Here is a 20,634-nt window from a genome sequence, read left to right as displayed (position 1 = left end):
ACTTTACTGGTTGCAGAAGTTTTGACAGTGCGCTAGAAGACCCTTGTTCACGGGGCCTATCTAACGCGGCGTCAGGCTTCACGGCTTGGCGTCGTTTCCCTTTTGGGTGCGGTGCACGGTGAAAGGTGTAAATTCATCGAGTGCGAGCCAAAATTCTGTAGGCAATCGCAGGTTCAGTAGCGGACTTCCTCGAAGCCGTAGTTTCCCTCGTGATCGCGCCAATCGACGAAGACCGAGCGGTAATTGATCCGATTGCAATAGTCGATATTAGGCAACTCGGATGCGGGAGGCACCTGGGCCGCGCTGGATCGCGTCCAATGATAGTCACCTTGGATGCCATAGGACCCGAGGCGTGTCGCGTCCGAGGTGATGCAGTCGCCGTCATGGTTCTGATGCTGGCTGAACTGTACATGAAAAACGCGAATGCTTCGGACGAAGTCAAAGGCCTGCCCCGAAATGTCGATGTCTGCTTTTTCGTCAGCTCGCACCTGAACCAGAGGCAAAGCTGGCTTTAGCACAGAGAGGTGAGGCCTTTTACGGAACGAAGCATTACGCAGTTGTTCCTGCGGTGAGAGAAAGGCAGGGGCGTTGAACGAGGCCCCCATCGGACAGCGCCAGATTTGTAGGGGGGGCTCGATCGGCCAGGGGGTGATCCTCTGAATGAAAACTGACCGTGCATGTGCACAGGGCGCCGAAGCTGGCCAACCGCCTGCAAGGCACAGCAAGATTGCGCAGTCGACCTGATAAGCCTGCGCCGGAGCGATCGAACCCACGAGGCTCGATACGCTGATGGCTGCGGCAGCGACCGCAGTCCGGACCATGTGTTTCATATCATCGACTCCCTCCATAATGGCTCCGCGATACAAAACAACACTAATGATAGCAAGAAGATTTCAGCGCAGAGGCTGATTGCCGCTTCATCGAACACGCCAAACGGCAACGCAGGAACGACAACACGTGCTGGAAGTGGTATGTCGGCGGTGTCCTGTCTTCATTCTCACCTTCCCCCGTGTCATAGTTCGGTATTGGCGGAAGAGGTGATAAATGGCACGCAAGCCGAGCCATGTATGGTCGTTCAGGCCCGGCATGCGTGCGGGCGTGCTTGGCTGGCGCGGTTCGACGAAGGCGGCAGAGCGACTGAAATCGGCAGGCGCCGAGATTATCGCGTTGCGCCGGACCGATCCAGTGACAGCGGCCGAAGGCGTGGTCGTGTTGGCCGAGCGGATCTGGCCCGCCTTCGAACACATCGATACATCCTCCGGCGCTCTTGGCTCGGCGGTGCGGCTAACCCTAGACAAACTCCTGCCGATCCTGATCGATGCCCCCGCCGACGAGAAAACCCGCGCCAAATGGCTCGATCGGCTGCGCACGGCGATCCTCGAGGACGGCGTGGACTACCTCGCGCCGATTTCGGATAGGTTCGGCGAGATCGCCGTTTTCCCCGCGTTAAAGAATGCGCATACGGACCTCGATCTCGATCTGATCCATCGTGCGTGGTCGGATCACGAGCATTATTCCCATGTCCCTACGGCCACCCTTACGCTCTCTTGCTTGCTGGAGGCCGGGCGTTTCGACGATTTGCTTGCCCTGCTCGCCGTGAAAAAGACTCGGCTTTGGTTCGATGAGAAATTCGCGGCAGAGGCCCTGCTGCGTCAGGGGCGAGAGGATGACGCACTTGCCCGAGCCGAGGCCCTTCTTGAGGGCAATCAGCGACCTTGGGACTACGGCGATATCGCACGCTTTTGCGAAAGCATCCTAGAGAAGCAGGGCAGGACGGAGGAGGCCTATCGACGTTTCGGCCTGTCCTCGGCTGCGGGCAATACTTGGCTCGCAATGTGGCGCGATCTTGTAAGGCGCTATCGTGATCGCGATCCTCGAGAGGTGCTTCTGGATCTGATTGCGCGGCACGGGCGACGGGGTAAATGGTTCGCGGCCGCCAAGACGGCCGGTTATCTGGATATCGCGCTCGACTGCGCCGCGGATAGCGAGGCCGCCCCCGCGACGCTCATCCGCGCAGCGCGGGATTTCAGTGCGAAGGATCCCGCCTTTGCCGTGCGAGTGGCACTGTATGCCATCGAGCACCTGCTCGCCGGTGGTGGGTACGAGCCAAGCCCGCTTGATATCGACGAGGCGGTGTCGCAGCTAATGGCGGCCAGCAGCCGGGTTGGTCAGGGGCAATGGGCCATCGAAGAGATGCGCCGAATGTCGGAAGGGCAGGCGAGTGAAAATCTCATGGTCCGCCGCCTGCGGGACAAACTGGCGGCATATGAGGAAGAGGCCTCTCGCGCATGCGGCTGAGGTAATTCGGACGTCTACTGTGTTTCGTGGTTGATCTGCAAAGCCGCTACTCAAGCGCGCCGGAGCTCTTTGCCGTCGTTCGTGCAGATCGCAGCGCGTAGACCAACTTATCGCCGTCGCGAGGGGCGGGGAGCGGCCTGTGAGGTTGCGGCATCGCATTCGCGGCAAATCGGCGATAGCGGTCATTCACGCCTTGCTCAGAAAGCAACGCAAAGCGTATAAAGGGGCAATTGTAACGTCATGGGATCGGGTTGCTCTGATCGGTAAGCTGGGCCCCGAGCTGCCTTTCGACCGTCCGGCCATTCCCACCGGAGCAGCCGTTTGAACGCTCCGTGTTGGAGAACCGATCAGCACATTTCTTGATCATGCCCAGGCAGCTTCCAAGAATGAAATACAGGGCCCTATTCCCGCCCTCTCGAAGAAATTCGCGCGCAGGACTTCTCTTCCGACCGTCAGAATTGGGCACTTGGGGGCTCGGTTGAAAACACGATGCCCCGACGGCACTCGTTCCGACCGATGCGCAGATTATTCGAAGCGGTCGCGTCAGAGCCCGCCCGCTTCCGCCAGCAAGCTTCGAACCCAACGCGCGGCAAGAACACTGGCGTGAAGACCCAGCGGCAGTGCCCAAAGCAGTGCCGCGGTTGGAGAAAGCGCCGCAAAGCCAAGTGATTGCCCCATGAGGCCGAGCATGAACAGGTTGATCCCCACTGCCGCCGTGACGAACGGATAGAGCAGCAGCCCAAGGCGCGAGAGACGCGGCAACCGATCTGAAAGCTCTGTCGCCTCGGGGCGGGCGCCGCCGGATGTGGGGGATGATGCCGTCATGCAGGCCTCCATTGCCTTTCCCGTTTTCGTGATGCCCCGCAGCGCAGTCTCGATCCTTGACTTTCATCAAGGGGTCCGGGGCGCTTTGCAGCAAGCTGGGGCATGATCGCGAAAGGACCTGTCATGACTGCCCTCAAACGCCTTTTCTCGGAAGGCTTCCGTGTGTTTTTTCTGCTTGCCGGGCTTTGGACCACGGTCGCGATGCTCGTTTGGGGGCTTTGGTTGGCCGTGCATGGCTTGGGCGGAATGATGGATCTGCCCGCCGATCTGCCCCCACAGTGGTGGCACGGCCATGAGATGATCTTTGGTTTCGGCACCGCCGCCGCAGCGGGCTTCCTGCTGACGGCGGTACCGAACTGGACCGGCGCGCCTGCGGCCGGGCCGCGGTTCCTGATCGCAGCGGCGGCGCTGTGGTTGGCAGGGCGGCTTGGCCTGTGGCTATGGGGGACCCTGCCTGCGCCGCTGGCCGCCATGCTGGCCTTGTCGTTCCTGCCGTTCCTTGCCGGACGGATCTGGCTGATGCTGCGGCGCGCGCCGAAACCGGCCAATCTGATGGTTCTGACATTGATAGGCCTGATCTGGAGCGCCGATCTGCGGGTCATGCTTGATGCGCTGGGCTGGGCAGGGGGCGATGCCATTGCCGGGCTGCATGGCGCGCTGGCGACGCTGATTGCGCTGATCGTCATCGTCGGCGGGCGCATCACCCCGGCCTTCACCCGCAATGCTCTTGCGCGCCGGGCGATGATGGCGGGCGCCGCCCCCGATCTGGGCAAGGCCGGCCTGTCCGTCAGCCTGGCCGTCGCCGACAAGATCGCCATCGGCGCGGCGATCGCTTCCGCTCTGGCGATCACCCTTGGCCTGCCCGCTGCGGTGATCGGCGGGACCGAGTTGACCCTGGGCGCCGCGCAGTTGATCCGGATCTCGCGCTGGCAGGGCTGGGCGGTACGGGGGGAACCTATTCTGGCCGTGCTGCATGGTGCCATGGCGCTTGTGGGCGTCGGCGCGCTCTTGCAAGGCTTGGCCGCGTTCGGCATCGGATCTCAGATCGGCGCGATGCATTTTTCCGCCGTCGGCGGCATCGGCACGATGGTGATGGCGGTGATGAGCCGTGCCACGCTTGGCCATACCGGCCGATCACTCGTCGCACCTTTCCCCGTCGCGCTCGCCTATGTGCTGCTGCCGGTGGCCGCGCTGATCCGCTGGGCCGCCGCCGTCGGGCCGCTGGCGCTTTATTACCCCGGCACGATCCTCGCCGCGACGCTCTGGGCATTGGCCTTTGTGCTGTTCCTGATTGCGCTTGCCCCCGCCCTTCTGGGGCCGCGCGCGAATTCTTGAGTGATTGACTTTCGTTAAGGCGAGTCACCCCTCCGGCTGGCTTGGTGAAGACACCCAAGAAACCTCCGAAGGGACGGCGCAATGCGCGAAACCATGACCAAGAGCATGGCCCGCAACATATTTTATGGCGGATCACTGTTCTTCATCGCGATCTTTCTGGGCCTTTCGGCCCAGAGCCACCGCTACATCACCACCACCTCCACCCATGCCGAAACGCTGACGCCCTCGGTCGTCGCGGGCAAGCGGATCTGGGAACAGAAAGCCTGCATCGACTGCCACACGATCATCGGCGAGGGCGCCTATTTCGCGCCGGAGCTGTCGAACGTGATGACGCGCTGGGGCATCGAGCCGGGCGATCACGCAGGCGCGAAAGATGCGCTGGCGGCCTGGATGGGCGCGATGCCCTCGGGCGTCGAGGGGCGCCGACAAATGCCGCACTTCAACCTGACGGATGAGCAATATCAAAACCTCGCCGATTTCCTGCTTTGGGTCGACACGATCGACACCCAGGGCTGGCCGCCGAATGACGCGGGCTGAGGGGGAAAGACCATGAAATACCAAACCCAGAAAATCGCGCTGGCTTACATGGGCACGGCGCTTGGCCTGTTTGCCATTCAGGTGCTGATGGGCCTGATCATCGGCTGGATCTATGTGCAGCCGAATTTCCTGTCGGAGCTCTTGCCCTTCAACATCGGCCGGATGCTGCACACCAATGCGCTCATTGTCTGGCTGATCCTCGGCTTCTTCGGCGCCGCCTATTTCCTGATCCCAGAGGAAAGCGAACGCGAGATCCACTCGCCCTTCCTTGCCTATCTGCAACTGGCGATCCTTGTGGTGGGCACCTTGGGCGCGGTCGTGACCTACACGTTCAACCTGTTTGAAGGAAACATCCTTCTGGGCAAGGACGGGCGCGAGTTTCTGGAACAGCCGCTTTGGGTCAAGGGCGGCATCGTCGTCGCGGCGCTGATTTTCCTTTTCAACGTCTCGATGACGGTGCTGAAGGGGCGCAAGACCGCGATCACCAATATCCTGCTGCTCGGCCTCTGGGGTCTGGCGCTGTTGTTCCTGTTCGCCTTTTACAACCCCGGCAATCTCGCGCTGGACAAGCAATACTGGTGGTATGTCGTCCATCTCTGGGTCGAAGGCGTGTGGGAACTGATCATGGCCGCGATCCTTGCTTACCTGATGCTCAAACTGACCGGCGTCGACCGCGAAGTGGTGGAAAAGTGGCTCTACGTCATCGTGGCCCTGTCGCTGTTCTCGGGCATTCTGGGCACCGGGCACCATTACTACTGGATCGGCACGCCGGGCTATTGGCAGTGGATCGGCTCGATCTTCTCCTCGCTCGAGGTGATCCCGTTCTTTGCGATGATGGCTTTCGCCTTCGTCATGGTCTGGAAGGGCCGCCGCGATCACCCGAACAAGGCGGCACTGCTGTGGTCGCTGGGCTGCGCCACGCTTGCCTTTTTCGGCGCCGGGGTCTGGGGTTTCCTGCACACGCTGCACGGGGTGAACTTTTACACCCACGGCACGCAGATCACCGCCGCGCATGGCCACCTTGCCTTCTTCGGCGCCTATGTCTCGCTGAATTTGGCGATCATGTCCTATGCCTTCCCGATGCTGCGCGGCCGTGACCCCTATAATCAGGTGCTCAACATGGCCTCGTTCTGGCTGATGTCGGGCGGGATGGTGTTCATGACCTTCACGCTGACCTTTGCGGGCACGGTGCAGACCCATCTGCAACGGGTGATGGGCATGAGCTACATGGAGGTGCAGGATCAGGTCTGGATCTTCTACGTCATGCGCTTCGGCTCTGGCGTGGCGGTGGTGCTGGGCGCTGGGCTTTTCATCTACGCGCTGGCGATGCCGCGCCGTGAAGTTGTCGCCCGTGCCGTGGCCGCGGAGTGATGCCGATGAACGCACATGTCACAGACTTGGAGGGGGCGGCTTCGGCCCCCTTCTACCTCGCCCAAGGCGATGAATGCACGGTCTTTGCCGCCGCCGCGACGGCTGATCTGCCGGTGCTGCTGAAAGGCCCGACCGGCGTCGGCAAGACCCGCTTCGTCGCCCATATGGCGGCGCGGCTGAACCGCCCGCTTTATACCGTCGCCTGTCACGACGACCTGTCCGCCGCCGATCTGATCGGGCGTTATCTTCTGAAAGGCGGGGAAACCGTCTGGGTCGATGGCCCGCTGACCCGTGCCGTGCGCGAAGGGGCGATCTGTTACCTTGACGAGGTGGTCGAGGCCCGCAAGGACGTGACCGTGGTGCTGCACCCGCTGACCGACGATCGCCGCATCCTGCCCATCGACCGAACCGGCGAGGAGTTACAGGCTGCCCCGGGCTTCATGCTGGTGGCGTCTTACAACCCCGGCTATCAGAACGTGCTGAAAACGCTGAAACCTTCGACCCGGCAACGGTTCGTGGCGCTCGATTTCGACTTTCCGGCCCCGGCTCTGGAAACCCGCATCGTGGCACAGGAATCCGGCCTGCCCGAGGATCGCTGCGCCGGTTTGGTCCGTCTTGCGGGCAAGCTGCGCGGGCTCAAGGGGCAGGATCTTGAGGAAGGTGTTTCGACCCGGTTGGTCGTCTATGCGGCCACGCTGATCGTGCAAGGAATGGGGGTCGATCGCGCCATCGAGGTGGCGATGATCGAGCCTTTGTCGGATGATGCGGATGTGAAACGCGGGCTGCGCGACCTTGTGGCTGCAGTGTTCGGGTAACGCCATGACCCGGATCGAGTTTGAACCCTGGGAGCCCGAGGAAAGCATCGGCAAGCTCTGGCACCGCTTCGCCTCGGGGCTGGATGCGCCCGTTTCGCATGACGCGGCGCGGGTCGATCTGGCCGAGGTCGCGGGGCGGCTTGCGGTGTTGTATCGCGGCCTTGGCGGCGCGCCCTCCACCGAGATCCGCCCGGTGGCCGCGGAAACCAGCCGCCACCGGCTGTCCTTTCGCCGCCGTCTGGGGATCGAGGCCGAAGCGATCCCCAGAGCTTCGTTCGATGGCGAGGCATTGAGGCTTCCGGCCTCGCTTGCCCTTTTTCCCGCGCGAGAAGCCAACGCCGCCACTTACCTTTGGCTCGCCGCTTGCGCCGCCCTTGCCCCTGCGCCGCAAACGCCGCCCGAAGACCCGCTGGCCGCCGATCTGGCCCGGATCGCCACGGCCCGCGCCATGGTCGCGGCGACGCTTTCCGAAGCCCCGGGCCTTGCGCCCCTTTACGCCGATCTCTGCGCCGCCACCTTGGCCACGCGACCCCGCCCCGCGCTGCCGCCCGTTGAAGCCGCGGTGGAAGCCCTGATCCGCGCGGAACTGGGCGACACGTCCAACCTGCCCGCTCGCGCCCAGGATCTGCCCGCAACAGCCCCCCGCGGTTACCGCCCGGCCCGCCCGGTCACGCTTTGGCCCGATCTGCGACCCCTGACCCTGTCGGACGGTTCCGGCGTCGAAACCCGCGATGCCGCCCCGGCTGATGAGGCGACAAGCGGAGAGGGAAAAACCCACCGCGCGCGGCGCCACAAATCCGATCAGGTGGAACGCAACGACAGTTTCATCCTGCACAAGTTCGAAGCGATCCTGTCTTGGGCGGAATTTCTCAACCTCAACCGCCGGGTCGAGGATGACGAAAACGACGACGCGAAAAAGGCCGCTGACGATCAAGAGGAACTGGGGCTTGGCCAGATTTCGAAAGCCCCAGCCACGCGGTTGAAGCTGCATCTGGACCTTGCCCCCGAGGATGCCGCGCGCGAACGGCTTTCGGGGCGCCATCTTTACCCGGAATGGGAGGCGCGTTCGGGCCGATATCTGCCCGATCATTGCGTCGTGCTGGCAAGCATGGCCGCGGAAAGCCCGGAACCGCCCGCCTTTCGCACCGACCCGGCAAGCGCGCGCCGCATCCGCGCCGTGCGCGCGCAGTTCGAGGCGCTGCGGCCCGGGCGTGTCTTCACCACCGGGCATCTTGATGGCGACGAGATCGACCTTGAGGCCACCGTCCGCGCCGCCACCGATCTGCGCGCGACGGGCACGGCATCGGCGCGGCTGTGGAAGCAATCGCGGCCGCAAAGGCGCGATCTGGCGGTGTCGATCCTGCTTGACGTGTCCCGTTCCACCGAAAGTGCTGTGGCGGGCCGCGCGGTGATCGATATCGAACGCGAGGCCTTGGCAGCGCTGGCTTGGGGCTTGGACGCGACGGGCGATGATGTGGCGATCAACGCCTTTTCCTCGCTCAAGCGCGACCGGGTTTTCCTGCTCACCTGCAAGGACTTCGGCGAGAAGATGGGGCCTGCGGTCGAAGCGCGCATCGCCGGTCTGCGCCCCGGTTTCTATACCCGTCTGGGCGCCGCGGTCCGCCATGCCTCGGCGGGCCTCGCCCAACAGGGGCGCAAACGGCGATTGCTCTTGATCATCACCGACGGCAAGCCGAACGACCTTGACCATTACGAGGGCCGCCACGGGCTGGAGGACAGCCGCATGGCGGTGCGCGAGGCGCGAATGGCCGGGCAATCGGTCTTTGGCATCACCGTCGAGCGCGAGGCGAAGGCGTCCTTTGCCCGCATCTTTGGCCAAGGCGGCTTTGCGGTGATCCCCCATGCCGATCACCTGACGGCAGCGCTGCCCGAGATCTGGCGCCATCTGGTGGGCGCATGAACGCGGATTCGTCGATCGACGATCTGCCGGGCGATCTGATGATCTGGGTGCTGATCGTCTCGGAACTGCTGGTCTTCGGCGCGGGGATGCTCGCCTTTCTGGCCGTGCGCCTGACCGATCCGGCAGGTTTTGCCGAAGCCCAAAGCCACCTGCACCGCACCGGCGCCGGGGTGAACACGCTTGTGCTCGTCACTTCGGGATGGCTCGCGGCGCTTGGCGTGCAGGCGGCCGAGGCCGGGCGGGTGATCCGGTTGCGGCTATGCCTTGCGGCGGCCTCGGCGTTGGGGGGGATCTTTCTTGTCCTCAAGGCTTCGGAATACAAAGATCTTTTCGCCCAAGGCATCGGCACCGAAACGCATCCGTTCTTTACTTTCCATCTGCTGCTTACGGGCTTTCACGCGGCCCATGTCGCGGCGGGCATACTTGTGCTGGCGCCGGTAGCCACGGCTGCTCGCCCCCGCGCCGTCGAAACCGGGGTCGCGTTCTGGCACATGGTCGATCTGGTCTGGGTGCTGCTGTTCCCGGTGATCTACCTGCTATGAACCTGACCCGCACCTGGATTGCGCTGATCGCGCTGTCAGCCGGATCGACGGCACTGGCGGCCTCGGGCCTGACGGGCCGGGCCTTCGCGCTGGCCGTGCTGGCTCTGGCCTGGGTCAAGGCCGAACTGATCCTGCGCCGCTATCTGCACCTTGCCCGCGTGCCCGCCATCGCACGCGGCTTCAGCCTTGGGCTGGCAATTTTCCTGATGCTTGCGGCAGGTCTTGCGCTGATCCCGGCCTAGCGCGACCAAGACAGGCCGGGGTCTTCCTCGACATAGTCGCGCAGCACCGCGACCTCCTCGATTTCCGCCACCGACTGACGCACCTGAACCCCTTTTTCGCGCAGCCGGGCAAAGGCGCGGCTCAGGCTTTCCGGCTTCATACCGAGACGCCCGGCAATCAGCACCTTGTCATAGGGCAGCACGACGGCACAGGGGCCGTGCTCCTCGGTTGCATGTTCCAGCAGGAATTCCGCCACGCGCTGCGCCCCCGAGCGTGCCTTCAGCTGCTCGATCTGCCCCACCAGCCGGTGCAGATGCGCGAAAGTTGCGGCCAGAAGCGACACCGCCAATCCGGGCTGCCGTTCGATCAGGCGCAGGATTTCCGCCGTCTCGATCCGCACCAGCACGACATCGGTCGCGGCTTCGGCGGAAACCGGATAGCTGCCGCCGGTGAAGGCCACCGCCTCGCCAAAACTGTCGCCGCGGGTAAAGACGCTCACCACCGCCTCCGAGCCGTTCGGCGCGACGCGGTAAAGCTTCACCCAGCCTTCGACCACGACATAGACCGAGTTCGCCTCCTCGCCCTGCAGAAAGATTGTCGCCCCGCGTTCGAACATGCGTTCGCGCGCTGTGGCAAGGATCAGATCCTGCGCCGGTTTCGGCACATTGCCCAGAAGCAGGGATTTTCGGGCGATCCGGTCGGCATCGGGTTTCATCGGCAGCACTCTCCTTGACCGGGTTATCGCATGACCACTTGGCGAGCGGAAGTCAGAGGTGGCGAAAGACGCGGCCCGCCTAACCAAAGTCAAGGCAGCAGATCACCGAAGCGTGATGATGCGGGCAAGCGCAACGAGGTCGCAATGACACCGGGTTTGACCCCATCCCCTTCGACACTGGGCCCGCAGGCGGGGGCGTTCAGCCGTCGCAACCTGCTGCGGGGCCGGATGCGGGCGGAAACTCTGCCGCGCCCGACGGGGGCCGGGGTGACTTTCGTGCGCGACTGCACGCAATGCGGAGACTGTGCCCGCGCCTGCCCGCCGGGGATCATCCTGCGCGATGGCGAAGGCTTTCCGGTTCTGGACCTGCGGATTGGCGGCTGCACGTTTTGCGGCGCCTGCACCACATCCTGCGCCCCCGGGGCGTTGCAGCCGGGGTTTCCCTTCCCCTGGCGCGTCGCGGTGGGCGCGGGGTGCCTGTCAAGCGCGGGCACCGGCTGCCGGATCTGCGAGGACCAGTGTGACGCCGCCGCGATCCGCTTCCGCCCCGCCCCGCCCTTGGCGGGCGTGCGACGCCGACCATCGATCCCGCCGCCTGCACCGGCTGCGGCGCCTGTATCGCGCCCTGCCCAGCAGGGGCGCTTGCCCTTTCCCCCATCCCCACAGCGGAGCCTGCATCATGCACAACATCTGCGGCTGTCTGATCCAGACCGCCCCCGCCCTTGCCCCCGCCGCCTGGGTCGCAATTGCCGCCACCGCGGGCTGCGAGGTCCATGCCGAAGATCGCGGCCGCCTTGTCGTGACAGTCGAGGATACGCCCGAGCGCCGCGCCGCCGACATCATCATGGACCTGCACCAGATCCCCGGCGTGCTCGGCGTGACCCTGCCTGAGCCGTTCCTGTCGCGCTGCCAGATCGTCGAGGTCCACGACATCACCCCGGCGCAGCTGCACGACTTCGCCGTGCGGCGCGGGCTGGAGATGAAGCTGTCGCAGGAGGCGCTGGAGGCCGTCTGCGAGGTTCTTGTGATGGCGCCCCGGATGACGGGGCGCCGAATGAGCCTGCGGGACGTGGTGCGGATGCTGGAGCGTGCGGAGACCCTGGAAGGGCGGCCACGGCTGCAGTGAACTGTTGATGAAATGAGAAAATCATATGTGCTGCAAGGCTTTAAGTTGTGCCCATGGTCATCCTGAACTGAAAAAAACTGCAGAAAGTGAGATTTTCTTGCATTCAGCTTGCGTGGGTGCTAAATACTGAATCAGCAGCAGACAGCGGGGCTTCCTAACGGACGCTGTTGCATGTGTACCTCTAGTAGGTCGGCACGCCACGGTAAAGCACACCCGCATGAAGACAAAGAGGCCTCCGAGCCTCTTTTTTCATTTTGGTACCTTAACTTGCTTGAAGTGGCAGGTCTTGATCATCTGTTGAGGTCTTGATCATCTGTTGAACGTTAAAGCGTCGCTTGATGTGATTGAAATTGACAAAACGATCATAGGCGCTTTTTACAACGAGTACATCTTCCCATGCCAGTTTCCCATCCCGGTATAGACGCAGGGACGATATCAGTCCTTGTGCGGCGCGCTTGGCCTTTCCATACCCCACCAGCTCATCCAAGGGCACAACGGGCTCATCCACATCCGGAGTAAATGCTTCAGGAGCTTCAGCTTTGGGAGGCTGCGTTTTCTGGATCAAGCTGTCGATCGCATCGGCAAAATCCTTGCCTGCGCATGCGCAGAGCGCTTCGTCCGCGGTCAACCCCCTTGAGGGTTGGATGGAGGACAAGCGTCCCAATTCGTGAGCGAAGAGATCAGGACTGGTTTCTGGGAAGGTCATTGCCAGCAACGGGCCCAGAATGTCGGTGTCGATGTCGCACAGCCGAAGCAGGTTAAATGGCACTGGCAGGGTCTCATCGAGATCATCAAATTCCAAGTCGCACCGGAAAATCATGCACTCGCCTCTCGAGACGATGTTGGCGATCTCCTCGATGTCAAGCGACGTCAGCCCAATTTGAGGGATGGTCCGGAGATGCACTGCCTTGTGGAGCATTTTTCTGGACATCGGGTCGTGCTTCTTCATCACCATGTGGGTTTCGGGGCAAATCGCTTCGATTGCCCGCGCCAGGTAATCCGAACGCAGCGAAGACTGGATGACCGTCACAGCTCGGCGACGGAAGAGGTTGGCCGACGCCCCCTCCAGTGCGCGACACAGCAAAAGAATGCCCAGTACGTCGCCAAGCGTACCCTCGGTGGCGATCCTCGGTTTCAACCGCTTGCTCACGCTCCCACGCCGGCAGGCGCTCGACGGCTGGATTCGCGACTGGCTGCGGGTCGCCGCCAAATCGGGACTTGAATCCGCCGCACGCAACCTTGCTTTTTCGTTGATGATCCTGCGCATGATGAACCAGATCGATGAGGCGGGGTTGTTCTGGGTGGCCAATAGCTTCATCTGGGGCTGGCTGTTGCTGCCCGTGTTGACGCTCGGCACGCTGGTGCGGCAGGATGCCGGAAACCACGGAGGGCAATTGCAAGGCCGTCTTGTCGGCTATCTCTGGCTAGTCGGTGGAATAATTGTCCTTTGGATCCTGACGATTCCAGGCTGGACGTGGTTCGTCGCCACCGCGATGGCTTCGCCTGAGCCTGCGCGGATCGTAGCGCTTGTTCTGCTGATGCTGGGCTTCTACATGGTCTTCGCGCTCAACCATATCCTCGACAGCTTCCTTTATGGCATGGGACGGACCGATCTACTGCTCTATCAGTCGCTGTTCGTCAGTATTTTCTATTACGGAGCGGCCTTCGGCGCCTATCTGACAGGGGTTTTCGAGCCCAACCTGCAAGCCATCGCGCTGCTATTCGGCGGTGGCATCGTTGTCGACAGCGCCCTGACTCTATGGCAGGTTCGGAGGGCTGGGTATTTCCGGCTGGCGGGCTGAAGGCATAAACAGGCCATCCTAATCCCAAGGCGCCAACGTGACATGTCGACCAAACGCCTCTTCGACGGCATGCTTCAAATGCCAGACGTCGTCGCCGTCGTGAGGGGCGGATTCCGGACTTTCTCTGCGAGTGCGAAGCTGCGAGCCGAGTTTTCGAAGAGCGGCCATTCAGGGTAAGGGACATCCTCCGGAGCCGAGTATGCCATATGCACCAGCCAGTCAGCGCTCTCGCGTTTCGGCCAACCGCCCGTCGCGCAGGTGGATGAGGCGGTCGAAACGGTCGAAGATCTTTTCGTCATGGGTAACGGTAACGATGCAGGCGTCCTGTTCGGCAGCCAGCTTGCGCAGCAGGTCCATGACAAGCTGAGCCCGCTTGCTGTCAAGCGCTGCGGTGGGTTCATCGGCCAGGATGATCCGGGGGCGATTGGCAAGAGCGCGGGCAATGGCGATCCGCTGCGCCTCGCCGCCCGACAGGTGCGCGGGTTTTACCGGGGCGCGATGCCCGACCTCGAGATAGTCGAGCAAGGCAAGGGCCCGCTCCCGCGCCTCTTCCCGAGGATGGCCCGCCAGCTCCAGAACAAGCGAGACGTTCTCTTCGGCGGTCAGAAACGGCAGGAGGTTGTGAGCCTGGAAAATGAAGCCGATCTTGTCCAGCCGGAGCCGCCGGAGATCGCGCCGCAGCCATGTGCCATCGAAAACGGGCTCCCCGTTCAGGACCAACCGCCCCGCGGAAGGGGCAAGAATACATCCTATGATGTTCAGAAGCGTGGTCTTGCCCGACCCCGAGGGGCCGAGAAGGGCGATGACCTCACCGGTCTTCACTTGGAGGTCGACAGAGCGCAGGGCATCGACACGTGTCTCTGCCGTTCCGAAGTGTTTCGCGACGCCCTGAATGTCTATGAGAATGTCACCGCTCATGATCAGCTTCCCAGGGCGGTGGCCGGGTCCACCTTCATCGCGGCGCGTACGCCCAGTGCGCTTGCGGCGAGACAGACGATCACGATGATGCCCGCAAGCACCACGACATTGAAGGGCTCCAGCACCACCCGTCGGGGAAAGTCGTCCTTGACCAGCAGGATCAGGCCCACACCGATGCCCCAACCCGCGGCCCCCAGGATCAGGGCTTGCTGCACGATGAGACCGATGATGGTCCGGTCCGGCGCACCGATCAGTTTCAGCGTGGCAATCTGTTTCAGTTTCTCCATGGTCATCGTGTAGATGATGAGCGCGATCACCACGGCGCTGACGGTCAGCAAAATCCCGAGGAAAAGCCCTATCTGCCGCCTTGCCTTGTCCACGACGGACACCAGAAGCACCTTTTCCTGGTCGGCTTGGGTGAGAGCGCCGAGATGTTTCCATTCGCGGATCGTGGCCGTCAGCAGATCGACGTCGGCGTTCGGGGTGGTGCGGACGAGGATCGCGGCGACGGAGGCGGACTTCACGGGCTGGCCGCCCCGGGCCGCCTGGACGCGCATCGCTGCAGGGGCAAGCTCGGTCTGCAGATCGAGGGCATCGGTGAGAGTAACATAGACCGCAGGATCACCGCCGGAGTTCATTGCGCCCTCGACCAGCCCGACCACGGAATACCGCGTACGGCCCAGCCGGATCGTATCGCCGGGAACAAGGCCTGTCTTGCGGTCGGCCACGAGTTCGAAATGGCTGGCGCCGATGCCCCGGCCTGCGACGATCCGGTCCGGCCCGCCGGGGTGCCCCGTCTCGTATCCGATCACGTAAAGGCGCAGGGGTTCTCCAGCATGCGCAGTCTCAACCGTCTGGTAGGCAATGGCGCCGGCCTCTGCGACCCCGGGCATCCGGGCAACCGCATCCCGTGTGTCCGCGGGAATGCTGGATGCTTCGGCAAAGGGCCCTCTCGTGCCGGATTCGACCACCCAGAGATCGGCACGGGGCGCCTTCACGGCCGCCAGCGCATCGGCCACTAGGCCGTTATAGATGCCGATCATGGCCAGCACGACGGTCATCAGGAGGCCCAGGCCGAAACAGGTCAGCACGAAACGGAAGAGACCATGCCGGATATCTTTCAGGGCGAGCGTCATGGGGCCTCCACGATCCGGGCACGGCCACCGGCGACAAGCGTGCTGGCCGGGCGCGCCACGATGCGGACGCCGTTTGGCACCGCGCTGGTGACCTCGACCCGGCCCTTATCGTCGCGGGCACCGAAGGTCATCTCCAAGGTGTCGAAGCGTCCCTCGCGGACGACCCATACCGTGCCGCGATGCCCGTCGAAGCCGGCAATCGCCAGTTCTGGCACCATCAGGGCGCGGTCCCGGGTGCCGGTCAGGATACGAACCTCGGCCTGTTCGCCCAGATACATGGTCTCGGGGCAGTCCGTACAGCTCAGCCAGACCCGCCGTTCTTCGTTAGCGCGGTCGCTTTCGAGGCCGATCCGGGCAACCCTGCCGTGAAACGTGGCCTGGGGCATGGAGCGCAAGCGGATCGTGCCCGGCTGATCTAGGGCGATCTGCCCGGCCCGTTCTTCGTCCACATAGGCCTGGATCCAGACAGAGGCGGGGTCGAACAGGGTGAAGATCGGATCGCCGGCCTTGACCACTTCGCCGGGTTCGGCGTGCCGGGTCGCAATCACCGCGTCGTAGGGGGCGTGCAGGCGATACTGTGCAAGGAGCGTCTCCTCCAGCGCCAGCGCGGCCTCCGTATCCGCGCCCTGCGCCGCAATCACCGCGAGATCGGCCCGGGCGACATCGAGCTCGGCCCGCGCCACGTCTTCATCCCGCTGGGCTTCCTCGGCGCGCTGGATCGACGTGACATCCTTGCGGGCGAGATCCTTCTGGCGGTGATTGGCGGCGCGGCGCTGGTCCAGAACGGCCTGCGCCCGGGCGATCGTGGCTTCGGCCCTGACCCGGCTTGCCCGGTTCGCCGCGACGGCGGCGCTGGCCCGGGCCACGCGGGCCGCCTGTTCCGCATGCTGCAAAGCGGCCAGTTCCCGGCCCTGCTCGACGCGGTCGCCCGCATCGGCAGTCAGGGATACCACGCTCGCGCCGACCTCGAACCCCACCTGGCTGAGCACGCGGGCCTCCACGGTTCCAAGGCCATAGAGCCGCAGCGGCACATCGCGCTCAGGGGACACCACGGTCACCGGGAGCGATCTCGCGTTAAGCGCGAGGATACCGCCCCCGATAAGGATGGCCATTACGAGGCCATAGGCCCACACCTTGCGCATCGTCAGTTCTCCCTCCTGTCGAGAAGCCGGAGTTGAACGGCGAGCAGTCGGCACCCCTCGCCTTCAAGATCGAAATCGCGCGCCCCGAGGACCCAGCGGATGGCCATGCCCTGCACAAGCGAGGTCAGCAGCATCGCCGCATCTCCCGGGACCACGTCCTCGCGAAGCCAGCCCGTCTCCTGGCCCTGGCGGACAGCCTCGGCCAGATGGGTGTGATAGGCAGCCAGGCGATCCTTGAAGGCGGTCCGCAACTCCGCGTTCTCGACGTTCAACTCACGGGAAAAGAGCAGCATGGGCAGAGCAGGGGTGGCCGCGATCTGCCGAAGCTGGGCCGCGACCAGGGCCCGGACACGTCCCTCGGGGGTGGGATTGTCTTCAAGGGCGTCCACCCAGGCTCGGGTCAGAAGTTCGGATACATGCTCGGCAACGGCCTGCCACAGGGCCGCCTTGGTCGGGAAATGGCGAAACAGCGCACCATGGCTGACCCCGACCTCCGCAGCCACGGCTGCGGTCGTGACGCGATCCGGTCCGATCCGATCGGCCAGATCAAGCAGGACATCGATGATCTCCGCCCGGCGCAGGTTGGATGGTTTCCGCATGCCCCACCATAATAAGTATGCACTCACTTACATGTATGTCGCTTGAGTTCCGGGGTCAAGGCCGTTCCCCTTCGCATCTGTTATGGCGTGCATCCCTGTTCGACGATGGTGTCATGTTCGCCCGATTCCAGCATTCGCTTCCATTGGAAGGCGCGCGTCAGCGCCTTGAGCAGCGTGCTGTCGGCGCGTCGCGGCTGCGCGGCGCCATCCCCTGGATGAGCGGGCGTGATCAACGTGACTGCGCGGGTGCAGCGAACGGCAGGTCCGACGGGCCGCACAGCAGCGGAGCGAGGCGTGGGTCAATGGCCGGTATGGGCCGATTGGACCCGGCTGGGATACGAGGTGGATTACAAGATCGACGTCTATCCGCCGGGGGCGGTCCGGCCGGATATGTTCGATAGTAGCTACGTGGTTCGGGATCCCAAGACAGGCAAAATAGTTTATGAGAACGAAAAGAGTTTCAAGAACAAGGCAGGCCAGTCATTTAATCGGATAACTTGGCGGGACATGCAGGAAAACTATACGAGGTGAACATGAGTGAAATGGCCGATCTGATTGGTGCGATTGTTGGCAACCACAAGGCGTTCGAAGGGCCTTGGGTTACGTTCAGCCTGGTCATCGGGTTTGATAAAGATGGCGACCCCGACAATTCCTATGGGTACCTCTATAAGCCCGACGGCGATTTCGAAGCTATTACCGCAGGGCTGCGGACCGTGCGCCCCGCCATGGCCGCTTACTTGCGCTCTGTCTACAGCGACGGTCCGCGTCCGCTCAAGATGCTGATCCAGTTCGACCGCACCTCGGGCCGCTTCAATGTCCAGTTCGAAGACAAGGACCCGAAATGCTGGGCCGTGACCCCGGCCGACATCTACGGTTTCATCGAAAGCCTGCGCCCGAAATTCGAGCCATGACCCCGCAAGAAGCCGTGCAGGCCCGTCAGATCATCGGGCTGATCGTGCCCTCAATACCCAGGAACTTTTCCAATTGGATATCGGTTGCTGCTTGGCTCTGGCTCTCGCCCGACGGCAAGGGCGGCGGCGGCGGGCAGGCCTATGACACGCTCGGAGACGCCACCGGGTTCACCTTTCCCATCCCGCCCCTGCTCCGTCCGCTTTCTATCTTGCGCGAAATGCACCCAGAAGTGGATCATCGCAGATGGCAATCCGTTTTGTTGCAGTTCGGCCGTTCGAGAGAACATGTTCGGCTGGCCTACGCCTATGACGATCCGTTGCGCTGGATGATCACAGAGGGGAACTATGCGTCCATGATCCGAGCGATAAGACCAGATTTTGCTGGTCTGTCTGGCCCTGGCGGCGGAGCCGATGACCTTGACACCCGCTGGCTGCAGCAATGAGGCCCTGCCATAGCGGGATGCGCAGGGCAACGAGGTAACGCAGGCACCCGCATGGAGAAAACAATGAGAGATACGCTTGCGACTCGGGAGTTCTGGGTTCAGGCCTTGGCTTATCAATACGAGGATATCGAGGCGTTCGAAGATAGCTACAACAATCCACCCACAGGTCCGCAAACTGGTGGGACGGATGGAACTCCCCTTCTTAAGGCCTTGTTCGAAACATCGTTGTGCCTCTACTCAGCTGGCGCCCCGATGCCCGAAGTCGTGGCCCCTGGTCTGCGCGGGGTCGGGCACCTGTTTCCCGAGATGGTCGCGCGGTTCGGCACCGAGATGCCCGACGGCATCGCGTGGATGGGCACAAGCGTCATCCATCGATACATCTCCATGCTCGTTCTTTGCTGCGCCAGTCCCTTGGAGATGCGGGCCTTCTTCGACGCGCTCGACAGGTTCGACCTGACCAAGCGCGACTACGGCGGCTATGACCGGATCTGGTCGGCCTTCCGCCGTCAGTTGGGCCTTGGCGAGGTTGCGCCGCAAAGTCCGGTGCATTGGCCCGAAGCCTATCAGGAATTGTGGCTGGCGATCGACCCGGAGGAACCCGATTTCACCCGCCCGCATCATCTGAAAAGATTTCTCGAGGGCTGGTACAAGGAACTGGCCTCCGAACTGGCCGCGCAAACGACGCGGGCCGAAGATCTTGGCCCGAACAGCACTTATGTCGGTTACTGGTGCCTTGAGGCGGCGGCGGCCTCGGTGGTGTTCGGCATAGACGACCGCAGTTTCCGCGACCACCCCCACTATCCCGCCGACTGGGCCGACTGGGCGCGTGGCTGCCGGGGGATCGCCTGATGGCGGCCGCAACCCGCCTTGGCGACACCGGCTCCGGCCACGGCTGCCACTTCCCCCCCACACCGGCAACCGGTGCTTCGGGCGATGTCTTCGTCAATGGCATCGGCGCGGTGCGGCAAGGCGATGCTTATGCCCCCCACGCCTGCGGCGTCTGCCCCGCGCCCCCACATCCGCGCAGCCTCTCGGGCGGCTCTGGCACGGTCTTCATCAACGGCAGACCGGCGGGGCGCGTAGGCGACGCGATCGGCTGCGGCGGTTCGGCCGCAGCGGGTTCCGGAGATGTTTTCTTCGGGGGGTGAAAGACTGTACGGATCTTTGCTGCGGGGTGCGTCAACGGCTGCTTCGACGATTCCGGTCTCGCTGTCCGATCGACTGCTTTGGGCCGACCATGTCTGCGAGACCAAGACCAACGTGAGAGGCGGGGAGCGGACTTGCGGCATAGTAGCCCCAATAATTCATAAGAGCAGCCGCTCGGGCAAATCCGCGCGATCGGCACTGGGGTTATACAAGGGCGGCTTTCGGTGTGTGCGTCGCCGCTAAGGCGGCCTGCCAACGGTCGCCATCGCAAGTTTCTGCGGCTGCAATGCTGCCAGATCACTTACCTCCCACCCTGCAACAGATTGCTGATCTCCGCTCGAAGCAGATGGCTACGCGGCACTGGACCTACTCAAGCGCATCCTGAAACCGCCCGTAGTCCTCGCTCGCCTCTTTCGCCTCGACAAAGGTTCGCGAGCGCTCTTCATCCATGCAGCGAAAATAGTCCTGAACTTCAGTGATATATGTCTCGAAGTCCCCTCGGATCAGGTCTGCATAGAGGTGCATGTCCTCTTTTGACGAGGGGAGAAACGGCCGCGCGGGCGGGGCGCAAGCATGCGCCGGACTGGCGGTCGCAAACAGGGCGATCATCAGTACAAGGGGCGTGTTGCACGCATAAGTCATGAAGAGACCAAAACCCCTTTACCGCCTTTGAAATCATAAGCTCGTCGGGTATCACCGTTATCGGAGCAAGGCGATCTTTGTCAATTCATTAAAATTGCCTTGCCTTCAATCATGTTGTTTTGTATCGCCCGGGGTGTTGCGACCCCGTGGGCCCGATACTGCACTTCAGGCAGAGAAAGGATCCAACG

The 20,634-nt window shown here is 63.1% G+C and carries 25 protein-coding genes and 1 pseudogene; 17 read left to right on the top strand and 9 right to left on the bottom strand.

From position 1 onward, the window contains the following. Positions 1 to 173 precede the first annotated feature (173 nt). A complete protein-coding gene (locus tag BW949_RS15425) occupies positions 174 to 830 on the bottom strand; it encodes a hypothetical protein (protein WP_076367666.1) in 657 nt (218 codons plus the stop codon). 214 nt (positions 831 to 1,044) lie between these two features. Between BW949_RS15425 and BW949_RS15420 the strand changes: the two genes are divergently transcribed. Continuing rightward, a complete protein-coding gene (locus tag BW949_RS15420; protein ID WP_076367664.1) occupies positions 1,045 to 2,298 on the top strand; it encodes a hypothetical protein in 1,254 nt (417 codons plus the stop codon). 543 nt (positions 2,299 to 2,841) lie between these two features. Here BW949_RS15420 and BW949_RS15415 read toward each other — a convergent pair. Beyond that, positions 2,842 to 3,123 (bottom strand): hypothetical protein, encoded by a 282-nt coding sequence (locus tag BW949_RS15415; RefSeq protein ID WP_076367702.1) that lies wholly within the window; start codon positions 3,121 to 3,123, stop codon positions 2,842 to 2,844. A gap of 102 nt (positions 3,124 to 3,225) precedes the next feature. On the opposite strand from BW949_RS15415, the gene BW949_RS15410 reads away from it, so the two are divergent. The 7 genes from BW949_RS15410 (at position 3,226) to BW949_RS15380 (ending at position 9,886) form a co-directional block, all read left to right on the top strand. Continuing rightward, complete coding sequence (locus tag BW949_RS15410) at positions 3,226 to 4,458, top strand: NnrS family protein (RefSeq protein WP_235816332.1); 1,233 nt, start codon at positions 3,226 to 3,228, stop codon at positions 4,456 to 4,458. Between the two features lie 81 nt (positions 4,459 to 4,539). Continuing rightward, a complete protein-coding gene (locus BW949_RS15405) occupies positions 4,540 to 4,995 on the top strand; it encodes a c-type cytochrome (RefSeq protein ID WP_076367660.1) in 456 nt (151 codons plus the stop codon). A 12-nt stretch (positions 4,996 to 5,007) separates the two neighbouring features. Next, positions 5,008 to 6,366, top strand: a complete 1,359-nt coding sequence (locus BW949_RS15400) for a cbb3-type cytochrome c oxidase subunit I (RefSeq protein WP_076367658.1) — start codon at positions 5,008 to 5,010, stop codon at positions 6,364 to 6,366. 5 nt (positions 6,367 to 6,371) lie between these two features. Next, positions 6,372 to 7,181, top strand: coding sequence for a CbbQ/NirQ/NorQ/GpvN family protein (locus BW949_RS15395; RefSeq protein ID WP_097082811.1), 810 nt, complete (start codon positions 6,372 to 6,374; stop codon positions 7,179 to 7,181). Positions 7,182 to 7,185: 4 nt separating this feature from the next. Further along, complete coding sequence (locus tag BW949_RS15390) at positions 7,186 to 9,102, top strand: nitric oxide reductase activation protein NorD (RefSeq protein ID WP_076367654.1); 1,917 nt, start codon at positions 7,186 to 7,188, stop codon at positions 9,100 to 9,102. Continuing rightward, positions 9,099 to 9,644 (top strand): cytochrome c oxidase subunit 3 family protein, encoded by a 546-nt coding sequence (locus BW949_RS15385; RefSeq protein ID WP_076367652.1) that lies wholly within the window; start codon positions 9,099 to 9,101, stop codon positions 9,642 to 9,644. Before BW949_RS15390 ends, BW949_RS15385 begins: the two co-directional genes overlap by 4 nt. Continuing rightward, entirely contained in the window at positions 9,641 to 9,886 is a 246-nt protein-coding gene (locus tag BW949_RS15380; RefSeq protein ID WP_076367650.1) for a cytochrome C oxidase subunit IV family protein, read from the top strand. Before BW949_RS15385 ends, BW949_RS15380 begins: the two co-directional genes overlap by 4 nt. Here BW949_RS15380 and BW949_RS15375 read toward each other — a convergent pair. Then, positions 9,883 to 10,581: a Crp/Fnr family transcriptional regulator gene (locus BW949_RS15375; protein ID WP_076367648.1), complete on the bottom strand. Its 699-nt coding sequence runs from the start codon at positions 10,579 to 10,581 to the stop codon at positions 9,883 to 9,885. The two genes, BW949_RS15380 and BW949_RS15375, sit on opposite strands and share 4 nt — an antisense overlap. Before the next feature lie 30 nt (positions 10,582 to 10,611). On the opposite strand from BW949_RS15375, the pseudogene BW949_RS17765 reads away from it, so the two are divergent. The 3 genes and pseudogenes from BW949_RS17765 to BW949_RS17210 all read left to right on the top strand — a co-directional run. Next, positions 10,612 to 10,947 (top strand): annotated as a pseudogene (locus BW949_RS17765) (hypothetical protein); the annotation flags it as partial. Positions 10,948 to 11,162: 215 nt separating this feature from the next. Then, on the top strand, positions 11,163 to 11,285 hold the full coding sequence (locus BW949_RS17760) for a 4Fe-4S binding protein (protein WP_200805149.1): 123 nt from the start codon (positions 11,163 to 11,165) through the stop codon (positions 11,283 to 11,285). Continuing rightward, positions 11,261 to 11,707 (top strand): chaperone NapD, encoded by a 447-nt coding sequence (locus BW949_RS17210; RefSeq protein ID WP_076367646.1) that lies wholly within the window; start codon positions 11,261 to 11,263, stop codon positions 11,705 to 11,707. The genes BW949_RS17760 and BW949_RS17210 overlap by 25 nt, the downstream gene beginning before the upstream one ends. 262 nt (positions 11,708 to 11,969) lie before the next feature. On the opposite strand, the gene BW949_RS15360 is transcribed toward BW949_RS17210, so the two are convergent. Then, complete coding sequence (locus BW949_RS15360; protein ID WP_076367644.1) at positions 11,970 to 12,845, bottom strand: hypothetical protein; 876 nt, start codon at positions 12,843 to 12,845, stop codon at positions 11,970 to 11,972. Between BW949_RS15360 and BW949_RS15355 the strand changes: the two genes are divergently transcribed. After that, positions 12,826 to 13,509: a hypothetical protein gene (locus BW949_RS15355; protein ID WP_076367642.1), complete on the top strand. Its 684-nt coding sequence runs from the start codon at positions 12,826 to 12,828 to the stop codon at positions 13,507 to 13,509. The genes BW949_RS15360 and BW949_RS15355 overlap by 20 nt on opposite strands. A gap of 219 nt (positions 13,510 to 13,728) precedes the next feature. Here the strand turns inward: BW949_RS15355 and BW949_RS15350 are convergent, their stop codons facing one another. From BW949_RS15350 to BW949_RS15335, 4 genes are read right to left on the bottom strand one after another with little or no spacing between them, the layout of a single operon-like run. Then, the gene (locus BW949_RS15350; protein ID WP_076367640.1) at positions 13,729 to 14,427 is read right to left on the bottom strand and encodes an ABC transporter ATP-binding protein; all 699 of its coding nucleotides are present in this window, start codon (positions 14,425 to 14,427) and stop codon (positions 13,729 to 13,731) included. 2 nt (positions 14,428 to 14,429) lie between these two features. Further along, on the bottom strand, positions 14,430 to 15,563 hold the full coding sequence (locus BW949_RS15345; protein ID WP_076367638.1) for an ABC transporter permease: 1,134 nt from the start codon (positions 15,561 to 15,563) through the stop codon (positions 14,430 to 14,432). Then, on the bottom strand, positions 15,560 to 16,705 hold the full coding sequence (locus BW949_RS15340) for an efflux RND transporter periplasmic adaptor subunit (protein ID WP_076367636.1): 1,146 nt from the start codon (positions 16,703 to 16,705) through the stop codon (positions 15,560 to 15,562). Before BW949_RS15340 ends, BW949_RS15345 begins: the two co-directional genes overlap by 4 nt. Before the next feature lie 2 nt (positions 16,706 to 16,707). Then, positions 16,708 to 17,304: a TetR/AcrR family transcriptional regulator gene (locus BW949_RS15335; RefSeq protein ID WP_076367634.1), complete on the bottom strand. Its 597-nt coding sequence runs from the start codon at positions 17,302 to 17,304 to the stop codon at positions 16,708 to 16,710. A 225-nt stretch (positions 17,305 to 17,529) separates the two neighbouring features. On the opposite strand from BW949_RS15335, the gene BW949_RS16910 reads away from it, so the two are divergent. The 5 genes from BW949_RS16910 to BW949_RS15315 all read left to right on the top strand — a co-directional run bounded on the left by BW949_RS16910 (position 17,530) and on the right by BW949_RS15315 (position 19,806). Then, positions 17,530 to 17,835: a hypothetical protein gene (locus BW949_RS16910; RefSeq protein ID WP_143524458.1), complete on the top strand. Its 306-nt coding sequence runs from the start codon at positions 17,530 to 17,532 to the stop codon at positions 17,833 to 17,835. Positions 17,836 to 17,846: 11 nt separating this feature from the next. Further along, a complete protein-coding gene (locus BW949_RS15330) occupies positions 17,847 to 18,215 on the top strand; it encodes a hypothetical protein (protein ID WP_076367632.1) in 369 nt (122 codons plus the stop codon). After that, on the top strand, positions 18,212 to 18,658 hold the full coding sequence (locus BW949_RS15325; RefSeq protein ID WP_097177066.1) for a hypothetical protein: 447 nt from the start codon (positions 18,212 to 18,214) through the stop codon (positions 18,656 to 18,658). Before BW949_RS15330 ends, BW949_RS15325 begins: the two co-directional genes overlap by 4 nt. A 63-nt stretch (positions 18,659 to 18,721) precedes the next feature. Then, positions 18,722 to 19,507 carry a PoNe immunity protein domain-containing protein gene (locus BW949_RS15320; protein WP_159440075.1) on the top strand — a complete coding sequence of 262 codons (786 nt, stop codon included), beginning with the start codon at positions 18,722 to 18,724 and terminating at the stop codon, positions 19,505 to 19,507. Next, positions 19,507 to 19,806, top strand: a complete 300-nt coding sequence (locus BW949_RS15315; RefSeq protein WP_076367626.1) for a PAAR domain-containing protein — start codon at positions 19,507 to 19,509, stop codon at positions 19,804 to 19,806. Before BW949_RS15320 ends, BW949_RS15315 begins: the two co-directional genes overlap by 1 nt. Before the next feature lie 364 nt (positions 19,807 to 20,170). On the opposite strand, the gene BW949_RS15310 is transcribed toward BW949_RS15315, so the two are convergent. Further along, positions 20,171 to 20,413, bottom strand: a complete 243-nt coding sequence (locus tag BW949_RS15310) for a hypothetical protein (protein WP_076367697.1) — start codon at positions 20,411 to 20,413, stop codon at positions 20,171 to 20,173. Positions 20,414 to 20,634 lie beyond the last annotated feature (221 nt).

The sequence above is a fragment of the Phaeovulum vinaykumarii genome (genome assembly GCF_900156695.1).
Classification (GTDB): Bacteria; Pseudomonadota; Alphaproteobacteria; order Rhodobacterales; family Rhodobacteraceae; genus Bieblia_A; species Bieblia_A vinaykumarii.
Note: the sequence above shows the minus strand (reverse complement) of the source record. Positions and strands in the feature narration are given on the sequence as shown.